The sequence below is a fragment of the Pseudomonas sp. HLG18 genome (assembly GCF_051903985.1).
In the GTDB taxonomy this organism is placed as follows: domain Bacteria; phylum Pseudomonadota; class Gammaproteobacteria; order Pseudomonadales; family Pseudomonadaceae; genus Aquipseudomonas; species Aquipseudomonas fluorescens_BT.
In genome coordinates this window covers 3924442-3940239 of sequence record NZ_CP195831.1, presented here as the reverse complement: position 1 = coordinate 3940239, position 15798 = coordinate 3924442, and the positions used below count along the sequence as shown (strand labels likewise).

The window sequence follows — 15798 nt, the reverse complement described above, 5'->3', positions numbered from 1 at the left end:
CATCGGGAAAGGGCGTCCATGACGCCCTTTTTTGTGGCTGTCAGATCAGTTCAGTAGTCGGGCCAGAAAGTGTGTTTGCGATCCGGTCAGATCTTTCGCTGATGCCAGTACTAAAATCCCCGACGAGTCGATCACGATATCCCGAGGTTCTGCGGGTTGTCCGTTGAAAAGAATGGAAGTCCAGCCCTCATCTCTGCCAAATGAAGGGTCGAGAATTCCACGCTCGTTGAAACGGGCAACCACCGTTCCGGTTCCGAAAGGAAATTGCTGCTCGCCGAGTGCAAGAATATGGTTGTCGTGCCATGCGACCTTGATCCAGCGAGTACTCACTTCAGCAGGCGTAATGCTGGGGGAGTGCAGTGGATTACCGTCCCGGTCCAGTTGCGCAATCAGGGCCTCACCTGAGCGGGTTGAGCCACAACACAAGATTCGGTCATCGCAAGGAAGCAAATTATCAAAGTACAGTTCTGTACTTTGCAGTGCTCCGTTATTTGCAAAGCTCTTGTCTTCCATCCCGTTTGGCTGAAAGCGCATGACAATGCCTGTCTTTATGCCTCGAACATCCGTGGTATGACCACACACCAGTATTGCATCCCGTTGGTCTACTGCGATGGCGTTCAGCCTTGTTTCCTCGCCACCACTGAGCGGGAGTTCGACATAGCCTTTGCCGTCATTGAATTCGGTGGCTGGCGTGCCGTTGGCGCGGGTCATTACGATCAGCGTCATGGTCAGTTCAGGACCCGCAACGTGAGGATTTATCGTCACCCATGCGCCGCTGGATTGACGGCTGCCGTCAATGACCGTTCCGCTCGGTGCGCCGTATTCCGGTATCAGGGAAGTGCGAACAACGTGGGTTCCCTGGTCAGCAAAGTCCGTATCGAACGTCCCGTCGGGACGAACTTGTGCTAGACCGGGCAAGGGCGCATTGGTGCCATTGTTGAACTGACCGATCAGAACAATATTTGAGTTTTCGAGGGGGAACGCCTTCAGTCCGACGGAGGAAAGACTGGCATCGGGGGAAAATCGAGCCTCCAGGACTCCATTCGTAGCGAAGGATTTTTCTCGTTCTCCCCGCGGATCAAGTTTGATCAATACGAAGTTCGTAAAGTTGCGTTCTGAACCGTCACTGCTGCCGGCAACGAACAATTCTCCATTGTCTGATCGGCTCAGGCCAAAGGCCTGAAAAAAGTCTCCGTGTGGTTCCAATGGATGAATACCATCATTACCAAACCCGGGATCGAGTTCACCCGCCTTGAGTTTTCTCATGATTTTGACCTCTGATCGGAGTCCGGACAGTGAACGCCTCGATGGGTATTTCGACAACTGTCAGAAGTAACAGGTAGCTCGTCATTATTCTGCTGTTGGCCGGCATCCGAGAGACGGCCCGATCGGTCTAATCAAAGGCGTGACGCGGCATTCTGTGTTGCGCCAATCCCTTTTTTTATGGGCGCCGGATGGGCTATCCTCGGGCTCTCCCGCGCCGTCGTCAGAGCCGGGGCAGAGCAGGGAACCCCGATGATCACCAGCAAGCTGCCGAATGTCGGCATCACTATTTTCACGCAGATGTCTCAGCTCGCGGCGCAGACCGGAGCCATCAACCTGTCCCAGGGTTTTCCCGATTTCGACGGCCCGCAGGCACTGCGCGATGCGGTCGGTCGGCACATCGCCAGCGGCCATAACCAGTATTCGCCGATGACCGGCCTGCCGGTCCTGCGCCAGCAGATCGCGGCAAAAATCGCCCGCAGCTATGGCGTGAACGTCGATGCAGATCATGAGGTGACTGTCACCCCGGGTGCGACCCAGGCGATCTTCTGTGCAATCCAGGCGGTTATCCACAGCGGCGATGAAGTCATCGTGTTCGATCCGGCCTACGACAGCTACGAGCCATCGGTGGAACTGGCTGGCGGGCGTTGCGTGCATGTGCAGTTGGGGCTGAAGGATTTCTCCATCGACTTCGACAAGCTCAGTGCAGCCCTGAGCCCGCGCACGCGGATGATCATCCTCAACACCCCGCACAACCCGAGCGGCGCCCTGATCAGTCGCGCAGAGCTTGATCAGTTGGCGGCGCTGATCCGTGATCGCGACATCTATGTGATCAGCGACGAAGTCTACGAACACCTGGTGTTCGACGGCGTTTCACATGTCAGCGTACTGGCCCATGAAGAGCTGTATCAGCGTGCATTCGTGGTCAGCTCGTTCGGCAAGACCTATCACGTCACAGGCTGGAAAACCGGCTACGTGGTGGCGCCGCCGGCGCTGACCGCCGAACTGCGCAAGGTGCATCAATACGTCAGTTTCTGCGGCGTGACGCCGCTGCAATACGCGCTGGCCGATTACATGGCCGAGCATCCGGAACACGTCGAAGAACTGCCGGGCTTCTATCAGGCCAAGCGTGATCTGTTCTGTGATCTGCTGGCGCCGTCCCGATTCAGCTTCACCCGGGTCACCGGCACCTATTTCCAACTGGTCGATTACTCGCAGATCCGTCCCGACCTGAACGACGTCGAGATGGCGATGTGGATGACTCGCGAACATGGTGTGGCGAGCATCCCGGTGTCGGTGTTCTACCAGAACCCACCTGAAGGCCAGCGCCTGGTGCGCTTGTGCTTCGCCAAACGCGAGGAGACGCTGCGGGAAGCGGCGGGGAAACTATGCGTGATCTGAGTGCGTTGCCCGATCTCAACCTGGCGCTGATCCAGACCAGCCTGGTCTGGCATGACCGTCAGGCCAACCTCGAGCATTTCGACGCGTTGCTGGAGCAGGCGCGTGGTGCGGATCTGATCATTCTGCCGGAGATGTTCACCACCGGATTTTCCATGGAGTCCAAAACCCTGGCCGAAGCCGAAAACGGTCCGACCAGCAAGTGGCTTCGGGCCCAGGCAGCGAAACTGAATGCAGTCGTCACAGGCAGCGTGATTATCCAGGCCGCCGATGGCAGCCACCGCAATCGCTTGTTGTGGGCACGGCCGGACGGCGAAGTGCTGCATTACGACAAGCGCCATCTGTTCCGCATGGCTGGCGAACACAATCACTACACCCCCGGCGAGCGTCAGGTGCAGTTCGAGCTCAAGGGCTGGCGGGTGCGTCCGCTGATCTGTTACGACCTGCGCTTCCCGGTGTGGAGCCGCGACGCGCAGGACACTGATTTGCTGCTGTACACCGCCAACTGGCCGGGGGCGCGGCGTCAGCATTGGAACCGGTTGCTGCCGGCCCGGGCGATCGAAAATCTTTGCTATGTGGCGGCGGTCAACCGGATTGGCACCGATGGCAAGGGCTTCGCTTATACCGGCGACAGTCAGGTGCTGGATTTCCAGGGCGAGACCTTGCTGGCGGCAGGGGAGGCTGACGGGGTGTTCAAGGTGGTTCTGGAAGCGGCTTCGCTGGCGGCTTACCGGGAGCGGTTCCCGGCGAACCTGGACGCGGACACCTTCGAGTTCACCTGACATTTGCAGCGTCTACAAGGCCCTTTTCGCGGGCAAGCCCGCTCCCACAGTGTTCTATGGTGTACATGAGTCTGGGGTGCACCGGCGTCCCCTGTGGGAGCGGGCTTGCCCGCGAAGGGGGCATTACAGACGGTACTAAAATGGAAGGCAAAAAAAGGCCCCGGAGTTCGCACTTCGGGGCCTTTTGCATTGCAGCGGTCAGTTACGCCGCTTTCGCTTCCGGCTGGCTCAGCGAGCGGTTCAGCGCGCTGAACAGGGCCTTGAAGCTGGCGGTGGTGATGTTTTCATCGATGCCCACGCCGTGTACCGCACGTTCACCGTTCACACGCAATTCGATGTACGCCGCAGCCTTGGCGTTGGTGCCCGCGCCGATGGCGTGTTCGTTGTAGTCCATGATCTCCACCGGAATCGGCAGGCCGGCCACCAGCGCTTCCAGTGCGCCGTTGCCCTTGCCGCGCCAGTGCAGGTTGGTTTCGCCCTGACCCTTGCTCGCCACTTCCACTTCGACGGCGCTGTTGCCGTTTTCTTCCTGCAGGCGATGGCTGACCAGCGCGTACGGGGTGTTGGCTTGCAGGTACTCGCTGTGCAGCAGCGCGTGGATTTGCTGCGCGGTCATCTCCAGGCCCAGCCGATCGGTTTCACGCTGCACCACCTGGCTGAATTCGATCTGCATGCGACGCGGCAGGCTGATGCCGTATTCCTGCTCCAGCAGGTAGGCGATGCCGCCCTTGCCCGACTGGCTGTTGACGCGGATCACCGCCTCGTAGCTGCGGCCGATGTCGGCCGGGTCGATCGGCAGATACGGCACTTCCCACAGGGTGTCCGGTTTCTGCTGGGCGAAGCCCTTGCGGATCGCGTCCTGGTGGGAGCCGGAGAACGCGGTGTGCACCAGATCGCCGACGTACGGGTGACGCGGGTGAACCTGGATCTGGTTGCACTCTTCGACGACTTTGCGCACGCCGTCGATGTCGGAGAAGTCGAGTTGCGGGTCGAGACCCTGGGTGTACATGTTCAGTGCCACGGTGACGAGATCGACGTTACCGGTGCGCTCGCCGTTGCCGAACAGGCAACCTTCGACGCGGTCGGCGCCGGCCATCAGGCCCAGCTCGGTGGCGGCCACGCCAGTGCCACGGTCGTTGTGGGTGTGCAGGCTGATGATCACGCTGTCACGACGGTTGATGTTGCGGTGGAACCACTCGATCTGGTCGGCGTAGACGTTCGGGGTCGCGCATTCAACGGTGGCCGGCAGGTTGAGGATGATCTTGTGCTCGGGTGTCGGGTTCCAGACCTCGATCACCGCGTCACAGACTTCCTTGGCGAATTCCAGCTCGGTGGCGCTGAAGGTTTCCGGCGAGTATTCGAAGGTCCACTCGGTGTCCGGCTGCATGGCAGCATATTTGACGAACAGCTTGGCGGCGTTCACGGCGATGGCCTTGATCCCGTCCTTGTCCTGGTTGAACACGATGCGACGGAAAGAAGGGGAGGTCGCGTTGTACAGGTGAACAATCGCTTTCTTTGCCCCACGCAGGGATTCGAAGGTGCGCTCGATCAGGTCTTCACGGCCTTGAGTCAACACCTGAATGGTGGTGTCGTCCGGGATGTGGCCGTCTTCGATCAGGGTACGCACGAAGTCGAAGTCGGTTTGCGAAGCGGCCGGGAACGACGCCTCGATTTCTTTCACACCTACCTGCACCAGGGTTTTCCAGAAGCGCAGCTTTTTCACCGCGTCCATCGGCTCGATCAGCGACTGGTTGCCGTCACGCAGGTCGGAGCTGCACCAGATCGGCGCGGCATCGATGGTTTTCGATGGCCAGGTACGATCCGGCAGATTGATCACAGGAAACGCGCGGTATTTCGAAGACGGGTCTTTGAGCATGCTCATCGGGAAATTCCTTATTGTCTGGGCCGAAAAGAGGCGGCCTGCCGGTGGACGAACGTTCTTGGAAAAGCGTGGGACGAGGCGCAGCGATTCAGCCCGGCAGTCGTGCGCTGACAAGGCACAGGCTGCGGTGCTGGCGAAGCTGAATGAGGGTGTGAGAGGTTTTCATGCCTTCAACCCTAACCGCGGGGGATGAGGATGGCAAGCAGTCGAAAAAAATTGAGAGGAATACCCGGAAAGCGGTTTTTTCCGAGATTTTATTCTCGACATGGCGGTAATTGTTGGCGGGGATTGCGCGGACCATTCGTCGTGCGCAATCCCTGCTGGAGGGTGTTCAGCCTGGAATCAAGGCTGGAATGCCCCAATGAAAATCGCCGGATCAACCCGCGCATCGTTCAGGCTGACGTTCCAGTGCATGTGCGGCCCGGTCGCCCGACCTGTCGCTCCCACCTTGCCCACCACCGCACCGCGCGCCAGTTGCTGGCCGTTCTGCACATCGATCTTCGACATGTGGCAGAACATGCTGATGAAGCCCTGGCCGTGGTCGACGAACACGGTGTTGCCATTGAAGAAGTAATTGCCGATCAGGATCACTTTGCCCGCCGCCGGAGTCTTGATCGGTGTGCCGGCCGGCACCGCAAAGTCGAGGCCTGCGTGCGGATTACGCTCTTCACCGTTGAAGAAACGGCGCACGCCGAACTTGCTCGACAGCGGTCCGTTGACCGGTTTGTCCAGCAGCAGATTGCTCGGCGTGTTCGGGCTGAAACTGCGGTAGGCCTTGATCTGCTCTGCCAGTTCCCCCTCGATGCGCTTGAGGTTGGCCGGGTTCGGATTGACCTGCTGGGTGTTCTTCAGGGTGATGTGCTGTTCCGGGTATTTCTTGTTGCCGACACTGAAGCTGAGGTTACGGCCGCCACTGCTGATCTGTTGCGCACCGGGTTTGACGGTCAACGGAACGCCGACAATCGCCAGCCAGTTGTTCTGTTCCTTGACCACCAGCACCGGCTTGCCCTGATACGTGGCTTTCGGCGCTTGCGCGGCGCTGCCCAGATCGACGACAGCCACGCCGCCCGGCACCGGTTTGTTCAGCAGGCGGGTGATGTAACTGTCGGCATGGGCGTTGAAGGTCAGGCACAGCAACAGCAGCGGAGCAAGAAAACGCGGCATGGATCAGTCCAGTAGAGAGAGTGTGACAGGCGTCAGGTGATTGTCCTCGACGCGCACTTGCAGTTCGCCTTCGCCCAGTCTGGCCTTCAGACGCTGGCCGGTGTGGGTCTGCGCGGCGTTGCGGATTGCGTTGCCGCGCTCATCCAGCAGAATGCTGTAGCCACGGCCGAGGGTCGCCAGGGGGCTGACCACGTGCAGGGTCTGCATCTGGCTCTGCAACTGTAAACGGCGTCGTTTCAGGCCTTCGTTCATGGCGCGGGGCAGGCGCTCGGCGAGACTGTCGAGGCGCTGGCGCAACAGGGCCAACTGGCGTCCCGGATGTTGGCCGGCGAGACGGGTTTCCAGGCGGATCAGGCGTTCGCGGCGGGTGTTGAGCTGGCGCTCGAAGGCACGGCGCATGCGCATGTCCAGGTCATCCAGACGCTGTGCCTGCTGGCGCAGACGTTCGCCGGGATGACGCAGACGACGGGCCATGCCCTCAAGACGCAGCCGATCACGCATCAGGCGGTCACGCATGCGCATCACCAGTCGGCGATGCAGGCTTTCGACCTGACGGATCAGGTGGCTGGAATCCGGGGCAAGCAGTTCAGCAGCAGCGGACGGTGTCGGTGCGCGCACGTCCGCCACGAAGTCGCTGATCGACACGTCGGTTTCATGGCCGACTGCGCTGACAATTGGCGTAACACAGGCATCCACCGCCCGGGCCACGGCCTCTTCGTTGAAGCACCAGAGGTCTTCCAGCGAGCCGCCGCCACGGGCCAGGATCAGCGCGTCGAAGCCACGGGCATCCGCCAGCTTCAGGGCGCGGACGATCTGCGCGGTGGCTTCGCGGCCCTGAACGGCGGTCGGAATCAGCGTCAGTTGCACTTGCGGAGCGCGGCGGCGGAACACGCTGATGATGTCGCGGATCACCGCACCGGTCGGTGAACTGATGATGCCGATGCGTTGCGGGTGCGCCGGCAGTGGCACTTTGCGCTCGGCACTGAACAGGCCTTCGGCGCTGAGCTTTTCCTTCAAGGCATCGAAGGCCAGACGCAGGGCGCCGTCACCGGCAGGCTCCACGGTATCGAGGATCAGTTGATAGTCGCCACGCCCTTCGAACAGCGAGACCTTGCCGCGCACCTTCACCGCCAGGCCATCCTTCAGCGCCTGACGCACCCGCGCAGCATTCTGGCGGAACAGTGCGCAACGCACCTGCGCGCCGCTGTCCTTGAGCGTGAAATACACGTGGCCGGACGCCGGGCGGGCGAGGTTGGAGATTTCGCCTTCGACCCAGATGTTGCTGAACACGTCTTCGAGCAACACCCGCGCGCGGCCGTTGAGCTGGCTGACGGTCAGGACTTCGCGGTCCAGGCCGAGTCTTGCAAAGGGATCTTTAATCATGGGGCGCAGTTTAAAGGCTTTCGCCGATGAATGTCTGGAGGAAGTGTTGCACCAGAGGTGTGGGATTTTGCCGAGAAGCGAGGGCGACGGTACTTCGGCAATCGCCGGTCAGCGGCAGAAATCGCACACCGGGCGGAGCGATGTCCTGCATCGATTCCGGCAGCAAAGCGATGCCGAATCCGGCCTGGATCAATTGCAACTGCGTGGTCTTGCGCGACATTACCCGCGCAGCCTGAGGGAAAAAGCCGTGGCGCATGCACAGTTCGGCGCACAAATAACTCAGCCCGCCGCGTTGCGGGTGGGGGATGGAGATGAAGGCCTCGTCCTTCAATTGCGCCAAATCGACGACCTCTGCCAACCCCAGTCGATGATCCTCCGGCACGGCAAGCAGCAAACGTTCGGTATAGAGCGGCACAACCTGAACATCCTCGCGCTGGCGCAGAACTGGAAGGCGCAGCAAGCCGATGTCGAGCCGGCCCTCTGCCAGTTCTTCGAGCTGTGCCTCCGAGGAGAGCGTGCCGATGTCCAGCGAAACCCCGGGTTGTTGCTCCAGGTAAGTACTCATGTCGCGCAACAGTCGGCCGCTGATCGGCACGGTGCTGGAGTGACACACGCGCAAAGTACCGCGCTGCCCTTGGCCAATTTCCGTGGCCAAAGTGCTGGCCTTGTTCAATTCATTCAGCAGGTTTCTCGCCCGGGGCAGGAACGCTTCGCCTGCGGCGGTGAGCCGGGGCTGGCGCGCGGTGCGTTCGAACAGCGGCGTTTGCAGGCGGGTTTCCATGTCCTTGATCTGCCGGCTTAACGCCGACTGAGCAATGAACAGGCGTTCGGCCGCGGCGCTGAAGCTGCCGCACTCGGCGATTTCCACGAAGTAGCGCAATTGACGGGTTGAAAGCACGAGACATGCCTTTTCGAGATGACTTGGCGGTTTCGATGATATTAGTCGCAACCCTCGGCGCTGGCTAAAGTCATCGCAGGCTTATAAAGGAAGCGAGCGAATGAGTGTGGCGGGGTTGTTGAGCGAATGGTCGTGGGGCGCGCAGGGCTGGGTGGTGATCGGACTGGCCATCGCGCTGGCCTACATCGTGTTCGGGATTGCCGGTTTCGGCACTGCGCTGGTGGCCGGGCCGATCCTGATTCTGTTCATGCCGCTGTCGAAGATCGTGCCGTTGCTGGTGCTGCTGGATTTCGTCGCGGCGTTCGGCAACCTGCTGCCATCGCGGCGCGACGTGGCGAAACCGGAATTGCTGCGGTTGCTGCCGTGCATGGCGGTGGGCTGCACGCTGGGGGTGATTTTTCTGCTTAACCTCAAGTCCGATCTGCTGTTGCTGCTGATGGGGTTGTTCATCAGTGCCTATGCGGTTTACAGCTTGTGGATCAAGGCCCGGCCGGCGCAGTTATCCTCCGTGTGGGCGTTGCCGATGGGCACCGTGGGCGGGCTGTTCGGAGCGTTGTTCGGCAGTGGCGGCTTTCTTTATGCAATCTACCTCAACAGCCGACTCCCCAAAGACGCGGCGCGGGCCACGCAAAGTGCGCTGATCAGTTGCAGCACGGTGGTGCGTTTGAGTCTGTTCGCCATCGCCGGGGTGTATGCCGAGCTACCCTTGTTGATGCTTGCGCTGTGCCTGTTGCCGGCCATGGCGCTGGGCTTGTGGATCGGGCGGCGGTTGACCATGCGCCTGTCCCGCGAGGCCTTCGTGCGGTTGGTGACCTGGCTGGTGCTGGCGAGCGGGATTGCGCTGATCGGCCGCTATTTAAGCACTTGACCGGATTTTGTCAGGGATTAAGCTGCCGGCCGCGTTCGTCGCAGAACATCCTTTGACGCAGCAGGCTTGCACCATGAATTCCCAGAGCATCATCGTCCCGAAAATCTCCAACCTGCCGGTGCACGAACCCCGGGCCCGGGCGATCCTGCGCTGGCTGGTGCGCAAGAACATCGTCAAGGAAGAGCTGAGCACCTGCGGACGTACCGGCAACCGCATGGCCTACGCCATCGCCGATGGCGCCCGCGCAGTGGTCCTGCACCCCGAGGCGCTGCCGTTCGGTGAACCGATCAATGGTCTGGAAATTGTCACCAAGCGCTGCATCTTCACCCCGGCCAAAGGCTTTCTCGAGGAGGCCGGATGTGCCGAGTGCCGCCAGGAGATCGGCGAAGCGCTGTTCGAAAGCCTGGAAGACTGGATGCCGGGGCGCACCGACAACTTCACCTGCCCCGAGTGCGGGCATGAAGATGACATCAATGGATTTCTGTATTTGCAGGAGTGCGCGTTTTCCAACCTCGGGTTCATCTTCAACAACTGGCTGGAGGCGGGGTTCAAGCAGAGTTTCATCGACGAATTCGCGGACTGGCTGGATCAACCGGTGAGCTGGGTCAAGGTCGAGCTTTAGGGGCCGCTTTTTCCGTACATCAGCAACATTGATATAAGACAAGTTTTACATTGAACCCGAAGGGGTGTCTGACTATAATGGCGCGCTTCCATTTTCCCGCTCGGGAGCCCCCGCGATGCTGCGTATCAGCCAAGAAGCTCTGACATTCGACGACATTCTCCTAGTGCCCGGTTATTCCGAGGTGCTTCCTAACGAAGTCAGTCTGAAGACCCGCCTTACCCGTGGCATCGAGCTGAACATTCCTCTGGTTTCTGCCGCCATGGACACCGTCACCGAAGCCCGTCTGGCAATCGCCATGGCTCAGGAAGGTGGCATCGGCATTATCCACAAGAACATGACCATCGAGCAGCAAGCTGCCGAAGTTCGCAAGGTCAAGAAGTTCGAAGCCGGTGTGGTCAAGGATCCGATCACCATCGAGGCTGACGCCACGGTTCGTGATTTGTTCGAACTGACCCGCATGCACAATATTTCCGGCGTTCCGGTCCTGCACGATGGCGACCTGGTCGGCATCGTCACCTCCCGTGACGTGCGTTTCGAAACCCGTCTGGAAGCCACCGTTCGTGAAGTGATGACGCCCAAAGAGCGTCTGGTCACTGTTCGCGAAGGCGCCGACAAGAACGAAGTCCGCGAGCTGCTGCACAAGCACCGTCTGGAAAAAGTCCTGATCGTCGACGACAAGTTTGCCCTCAAAGGCATGATGACCGTCAAAGACATCGAAAAAGCCAAGGCCTACCCGCTGGCCAGCAAGGACGATCAAGGTCGTCTGCGCGTCGGCGCTGCGGTCGGTACCGGTAAAGATACCGGTGACCGCGTTGCAGCCCTGGTCAATGCCGGTGTGGACGTGGTGGTGGTCGACACCGCTCACGGTCACTCCAAAGGCGTGATCGACCGCGTTCGCTGGGTCAAAGAGAACTTCCCTGAAGTGCAGGTGATCGGCGGCAACATCGCCACCGGCGCAGCCGCCAAGGCCCTGGCCGAAGCCGGCGCCGACGCCGTCAAGGTCGGTATCGGCCCTGGCTCGATCTGCACCACCCGTATCGTCGCCGGTGTCGGCGTTCCGCAAATCAGTGCCATCGCCAACGTTGCCGCTGCCCTCGAAGGCACTGGCGTTCCGTTGATCGCCGACGGCGGCATCCGTTTCTCCGGTGACCTGTCCAAGGCCATCGTGGCCGGTGCGTCCTGCGTGATGATGGGCTCGATGTTCGCCGGTACCGAAGAAGCGCCGGGCGAGATCGAACTGTTCCAGGGCCGTTCGTACAAGGCTTATCGCGGCATGGGTTCGCTGGGCGCCATGTCCCAGGCTCAAGGTTCCTCCGACCGTTACTTCCAGGACTCCTCGGCAGGCGCCGAGAAACTCGTTCCGGAAGGCATCGAAGGCCGTGTTCCTTACAAGGGCACCCTGAGCGCGATCATTCACCAGTTGATGGGCGGTCTGCGTTCCTCGATGGGTTACACCGGCAGCGCCAACATCGAAGAAATGCGCACCAAGCCTGAGTTCGTGCGGATCACCGGTGCCGGCATGGCCGAATCCCACGTCCACGACGTGCAGATCACCAAGGAAGCGCCAAACTACCGTGTAGGTTGAGGCTTCAAGCAAAACGTTAAATGACCGGGGCTGTTTTATTCAGCCCCGAGTCGTTTCTGAATCAAGACTGTTTCTGAATTACTTAGACGAGACTGAATCATGGCCCTCGACATTCACGCTCACCGCATCCTGATCCTCGACTTCGGTTCGCAGTACACCCAATTGATCGCTCGCCGCGTGCGCGAGATCGGTGTGTACTGCGAACTGCATCCGTTCGACATGGACGAAGATGCGATCCGCGAATTCGCTCCAAAAGGCGTGATCCTCGCCGGCGGTCCCGAGTCTGTGCACGAAGCCAACAGCCCACGCTGCCCGCAAGCGGTGTTCGATCTGGGCGTACCGGTCTTCGGCATCTGCTACGGCATGCAGACCATGGCCGAACAACTGGGCGGCAAGGTTGAAGGCTCCGAGCTGCGTGAGTTCGGTTATGCCCGCGTTGACGTGGTCGGCAAGAGCCGTCTGCTCGACGGTATCGAAGACCACATCGACGCCGACGGCCTGTTCGGCCTCGACGTGTGGATGAGCCACGGTGACAAGGTCACCAAAATGCCGAGCGATTTCCACATCCTGGCCAGCACCCCGAGCTGCCCGATCGCCGGCATGTTCAACGACGAGCGCGCTTACTACGGCGTGCAGTTCCACCCGGAAGTGACCCACACCAAGCAGGGCGGTCGCATCCTGTCGCGTTTCGTTCTCGACATCTGCGGCTGTGAAGCCCTGTGGACTCCGTCGAAGATTGCCGAAGACGCCATCGCCAACATCCGCGCGCAGGTCGGTACCGACAACGTGCTGCTGGGTCTGTCCGGCGGTGTGGACTCCTCGGTAGTTGCGGCGCTGCTGCACAAGGCCATCGGCGATCAGCTGACCTGCGTCTTCGTCGACAACGGCCTGCTGCGTCTGCACGAAGGCGAGCAAGTGATGGCCATGTTCGCCGAGAACATGGGCGTCAAGGTGATCCGCGCCAACGCCGAAGACCAGTTCCTGAACAACCTGGCCGGCGAAGCCGATCCGGAGAAGAAGCGCAAGATCATCGGCCGTACCTTCATCGACGTGTTCGATGCCGAATCCTGCAAACTGGACAACATCAAGTACCTGGCCCAGGGCACCATCTACCCGGACGTTATCGAGTCGGCTGGCGCGAAAAGCGGCAAGGCCCACGTGATCAAGTCGCACCACAACGTGGGCGGCCTGCCGGAAGAGATGAACCTGAAACTGGTCGAGCCACTGCGCGAACTGTTCAAGGACGAAGTCCGTCGTCTGGGTCTGGAACTGGGCCTGCCGTACGACATGGTCTACCGTCACCCGTTCCCGGGCCCGGGCCTGGGCGTACGGATCCTTGGTGAAGTGAAGAAGGAATACGCCGACCTGCTGCGTCGCGCCGACCACATCTTCATCGAAGAACTGCGCAAGGCCGACTGGTACCACAAGGTCAGCCAGGCCTTCGTCGTGTTCCAGCCGGTGAAATCGGTGGGCGTGGTGGGAGATGGCCGTCGTTACGCCTGGGTCGTGGCCCTGCGTGCCGTGGAAACCATCGACTTCATGACCGCACGTTGGGCACACCTGCCTTACGAATTGCTGGAAACCGTTTCCGGCCGCATCATCAATGAAATCGAAGGCATCTCCCGCGTCACTTACGACGTGTCGAGCAAGCCGCCGGCGACGATTGAGTGGGAATGATCCCGCGTCGCGCCCTCTAGAATTCAAGGTTGGATTCGCAGAGGCATAAAAGGGGTTATAGAAAATGCCAGTCAGTTAATCTGACTGGCATTTTTTTTGGGCGGAAAGTGTGGAGGCGGGCGCAGGTATTAGAGGAACTGTGACCGAATCAAATCCGTATCGAACGGTGTTATCCCTTGATCAGGTGCAAACACCGCTTGTGCCTGCTGCGGCGAAGCCACTCGTTCGCCTCGTGCTCGTACATGCAAATCGAATAATGTCTCCAGATCAGGCCGCGGCGTATGTACCAAAGCCCGCAGCATCAACGATATTCCGCTGAGGTTGTTCCCGACATTGTTCCATCGGGGAGCTGAGGTCAGTCCCAGGTCGGCCCAGATCACGCGCCGCTCCTGCAAGTCCATCACGAATGGCAGGCAGATCTGTGTATCGGATGCGATATCGATACGATCGAACACGGTTCGCGGTTCGAATACTTCGCCCGATGCCGTATCGGTGCGGGCCATCCAGCCAGCAAAGCATTCTGGAAGATCGCAGTACGGCTGTTCGGTGAACGAGTTGATAGACGTGACGACGTAACGGATGCCTTTCTCGACGAGGACTTCAAGATCGAGGTCGATGAACTCCGAAGCCCCTTCGGGTGCGTCGACGATGTCGCCGCTGTGGCAGCCGCCGTAATCTCTCAGGTTGTAGTACGCAACCGTTTCTCTGAACACGAAGTTGGCATCGAAAAATGCGGAGGACAAATCGATGTCAGTGCGTGATCGACCGTTTTTCCACCACAGAAAAAGGCGAATAAAACGTGTGTCGGGCATCGGCAATCGACTGCCCCGCACCAGTGTCCGTAGCGATTTCGAAGAAGCGCGTTGTGCCAGCGGTACCCTGTATTCGCGTAATTCTGGATCGATGTAGCAGCGCCCCAATGGCGGTAGTGTCGCAAAACGCGTAACCAGAGCGACCTCGCAGATTCGGGCTGCACGAGCCAGCACCTCGGGTGCGAGAAGCTCTCGGTCATCCTTGATGCCATAGACTTTGGCGAATGAACCTTTGGGTGTGAACGCCCGAAGTGGCAGGGGGCGCGGTGCACGTGACTGGGCGAGCAACTGCAGCAGGACAGGTGAGGACACTTGTGGTGCAACAGCTTCGAACGCATCGAGAACCGGCTCTGGTTCCGTCGCGCGCCGCAGGGTAGCGTCCAGCCGTCGGGCGAACTCACCGGGACGACTCTGTAGCACGTGTACAAGCTCGGCAATATCACGCTGGGCGAATAATGTTTCGACACGTGAACCGAATGAGGCAGGCGCTTCGTTGCGACGCGCTGCGTTGATGGCGGCCAGCGCTCTTGGGTATTTATCGGCGTAATCGCCCGGATGAAGTACTTCAGCCAAGCGTTTCCATCGCTCGGTTTGTCGCATCACGTCTTCCGTAGCGTTGGGTATACGATCGAGCAGACTCAACAACAGACGGCGCATCGATCGCTTCATCGCTTTGAAACGTGTCGTAGCGGTCGCCAGTGACACGTCTCCACCATTCAGCGCGATCGCAAGTCGTAGCACGTCAGTCGCCGTTTCGACGTTTTGCTCCAGAAATGCATTCACCCGTGCATCGCCAGCTACATGCAGGATCAGTGCGCCGCCAACCTGTGCGCGGATCTCCCGGAACGGGACGACCTCAGGCAGCAGGCGGAACACATCATTTTTGTACTCGCGGATAAACCGGATGACATCGGCCGCTTCCTCTTCGGAGAGCGAGGTGCGTGATGAAACCAGTGGTTCGAGCAGCGACTCGAACTCAGGGATGCTTCCCGGTTCGATAACACAGGGGATGAAGTTGCCTTCAAGCAGTGGAGGTCGAGATTCTTCAGTCGCGGGTAAACGTCGAAGCGTGAGGTAATGCACGACGGCGTTGAGGTACAGCTCGGCTTCCGAGGCCGTCAGAACCTGCTCAGGAAAGTCAGGATAGAACGGCCGGTGGTGCACATGAGCGCCACTCCTGCGCCGAAGAACTCCGACAATGTCACGCAACCAGTACTTGAGTTCTGTCGGTGACAACAGGCCGATTTGCTCAATCAGAGCTTCTGACAGTACGCATCGGAACGCCGCGATTTCCCGGACAGCCGACGCGACCTGAGCGCGCGTGGCACCGCCAGTGCCCATCGGGACGTGAACTTTGCTACGGCGACGCAGGAACAGCTCCTGATTCATGCTTGATTTTCTCCCTGAGTCACCGTCGTGAGCGAGCTGCAGCGTCATGTCTACAGCCGATATGAAAACGCCTGC

Annotated in this window: 12 protein-coding genes; 6 read left to right on the top strand and 6 right to left on the bottom strand. The window is 60.0% G+C overall.

Annotated features, from left to right (window positions below; translation table 11 throughout):
* Positions 1-45: 45 nt before the first annotated feature.
* A complete protein-coding gene (locus ACSPX5_RS18045) occupies positions 46-1266 on the bottom strand; it encodes a hypothetical protein (protein ID WP_439820021.1) in 1221 nt (406 codons plus the stop codon).
* A 249-nt stretch (positions 1267-1515) separates the two neighbouring features.
* Between ACSPX5_RS18045 and ACSPX5_RS18040 the strand changes: the two genes are divergently transcribed.
* Together ACSPX5_RS18040 and ACSPX5_RS18035 are read left to right on the top strand one after the other, a co-directional pair.
* Positions 1516-2664, top strand: a complete 1149-nt coding sequence (locus tag ACSPX5_RS18040) for a pyridoxal phosphate-dependent aminotransferase (protein ID WP_439820020.1) — start codon at positions 1516-1518, stop codon at positions 2662-2664.
* Entirely contained in the window at positions 2652-3443 is a 792-nt protein-coding gene (locus ACSPX5_RS18035) for an amidohydrolase (RefSeq protein WP_169431772.1), read from the top strand. Before ACSPX5_RS18040 ends, ACSPX5_RS18035 begins: the two co-directional genes overlap by 13 nt.
* Before the next feature lie 202 nt (positions 3444-3645).
* On the opposite strand, the gene leuA is transcribed toward ACSPX5_RS18035, so the two are convergent.
* From leuA to ACSPX5_RS18015, 4 genes are all read right to left on the bottom strand, one after another.
* A complete protein-coding gene (leuA, locus tag ACSPX5_RS18030; RefSeq protein ID WP_169431771.1) occupies positions 3646-5325 on the bottom strand; it encodes a 2-isopropylmalate synthase in 1680 nt (559 codons plus the stop codon).
* Between the two features lie 342 nt (positions 5326-5667).
* A complete protein-coding gene (locus ACSPX5_RS18025; RefSeq protein WP_323161738.1) occupies positions 5668-6489 on the bottom strand; it encodes a peptidoglycan DD-metalloendopeptidase family protein in 822 nt (273 codons plus the stop codon).
* Positions 6490-6492: 3 nt separating this feature from the next.
* Complete coding sequence (gene xseA, locus ACSPX5_RS18020) at positions 6493-7872, bottom strand: exodeoxyribonuclease VII large subunit (protein ID WP_169431769.1); 1380 nt, start codon at positions 7870-7872, stop codon at positions 6493-6495.
* Between the two features lie 10 nt (positions 7873-7882).
* Positions 7883-8770 (bottom strand): LysR family transcriptional regulator, encoded by an 888-nt coding sequence (locus tag ACSPX5_RS18015; RefSeq protein WP_439820019.1) that lies wholly within the window; start codon positions 8768-8770, stop codon positions 7883-7885.
* A gap of 100 nt (positions 8771-8870) precedes the next feature.
* Between ACSPX5_RS18015 and ACSPX5_RS18010 the strand changes: the two genes are divergently transcribed.
* The 4 genes from ACSPX5_RS18010 (at position 8871) to guaA (ending at position 13522) form a co-directional block, all read left to right on the top strand.
* Positions 8871-9638 carry a sulfite exporter TauE/SafE family protein gene (locus ACSPX5_RS18010; RefSeq protein ID WP_439820018.1) on the top strand — a complete coding sequence of 256 codons (768 nt, stop codon included), beginning with the start codon at positions 8871-8873 and terminating at the stop codon, positions 9636-9638.
* Between the two features lie 73 nt (positions 9639-9711).
* Entirely contained in the window at positions 9712-10260 is a 549-nt protein-coding gene (locus tag ACSPX5_RS18005) for a sugar ABC transporter ATPase (RefSeq protein WP_207867144.1), read from the top strand.
* Between the two features lie 115 nt (positions 10261-10375).
* Entirely contained in the window at positions 10376-11845 is a 1470-nt protein-coding gene (gene guaB, locus ACSPX5_RS18000) for an IMP dehydrogenase (protein ID WP_034156270.1), read from the top strand.
* Between the two features lie 99 nt (positions 11846-11944).
* On the top strand, positions 11945-13522 hold the full coding sequence (gene guaA, locus ACSPX5_RS17995; RefSeq protein ID WP_011335797.1) for a glutamine-hydrolyzing GMP synthase: 1578 nt from the start codon (positions 11945-11947) through the stop codon (positions 13520-13522).
* Between the two features lie 128 nt (positions 13523-13650).
* Here guaA and ACSPX5_RS17990 read toward each other — a convergent pair whose 3' ends face one another.
* Positions 13651-15723, bottom strand: a complete 2073-nt coding sequence (locus ACSPX5_RS17990; protein ID WP_439820017.1) for a TerD family protein — start codon at positions 15721-15723, stop codon at positions 13651-13653.
* Positions 15724-15798: the final 75 nt, after the last annotated feature.

Excerpts from the sequence above, each read along its gene's own strand:
- ACSPX5_RS18045 (WP_439820021.1), bottom strand. The coding sequence starts at position 1,266 with ATGAGAAAACTCAAGGCGGGTGAACTCGATCCCGGGTTTGGTAATGAT.
- ACSPX5_RS18040 (WP_439820020.1), top strand. The coding sequence starts at position 1,516 with ATGATCACCAGCAAGCTGCCGAATGTCGGCATCACTATTTTCACGCAG.
- ACSPX5_RS18035 (WP_169431772.1), top strand. The coding sequence starts at position 2,652 with ATGCGTGATCTGAGTGCGTTGCCCGATCTCAACCTGGCGCTGATCCAG.
- leuA (WP_169431771.1), bottom strand. The coding sequence starts at position 5,325 with ATGAGCATGCTCAAAGACCCGTCTTCGAAATACCGCGCGTTTCCTGTG.
- ACSPX5_RS18025 (WP_323161738.1), bottom strand. The coding sequence starts at position 6,489 with ATGCCGCGTTTTCTTGCTCCGCTGCTGTTGCTGTGCCTGACCTTCAAC.
- xseA (WP_169431769.1), bottom strand. The coding sequence starts at position 7,872 with ATGATTAAAGATCCCTTTGCAAGACTCGGCCTGGACCGCGAAGTCCTG.
- ACSPX5_RS18010 (WP_439820018.1), top strand. The coding sequence starts at position 8,871 with ATGAGTGTGGCGGGGTTGTTGAGCGAATGGTCGTGGGGCGCGCAGGGC.
- ACSPX5_RS18005 (WP_207867144.1), top strand. The coding sequence starts at position 9,712 with ATGAATTCCCAGAGCATCATCGTCCCGAAAATCTCCAACCTGCCGGTG.
- guaB (WP_034156270.1), top strand. The coding sequence starts at position 10,376 with ATGCTGCGTATCAGCCAAGAAGCTCTGACATTCGACGACATTCTCCTA.
- guaA (WP_011335797.1), top strand. The coding sequence starts at position 11,945 with ATGGCCCTCGACATTCACGCTCACCGCATCCTGATCCTCGACTTCGGT.
- ACSPX5_RS17990 (WP_439820017.1), bottom strand. The coding sequence starts at position 15,723 with ATGAATCAGGAGCTGTTCCTGCGTCGCCGTAGCAAAGTTCACGTCCCG.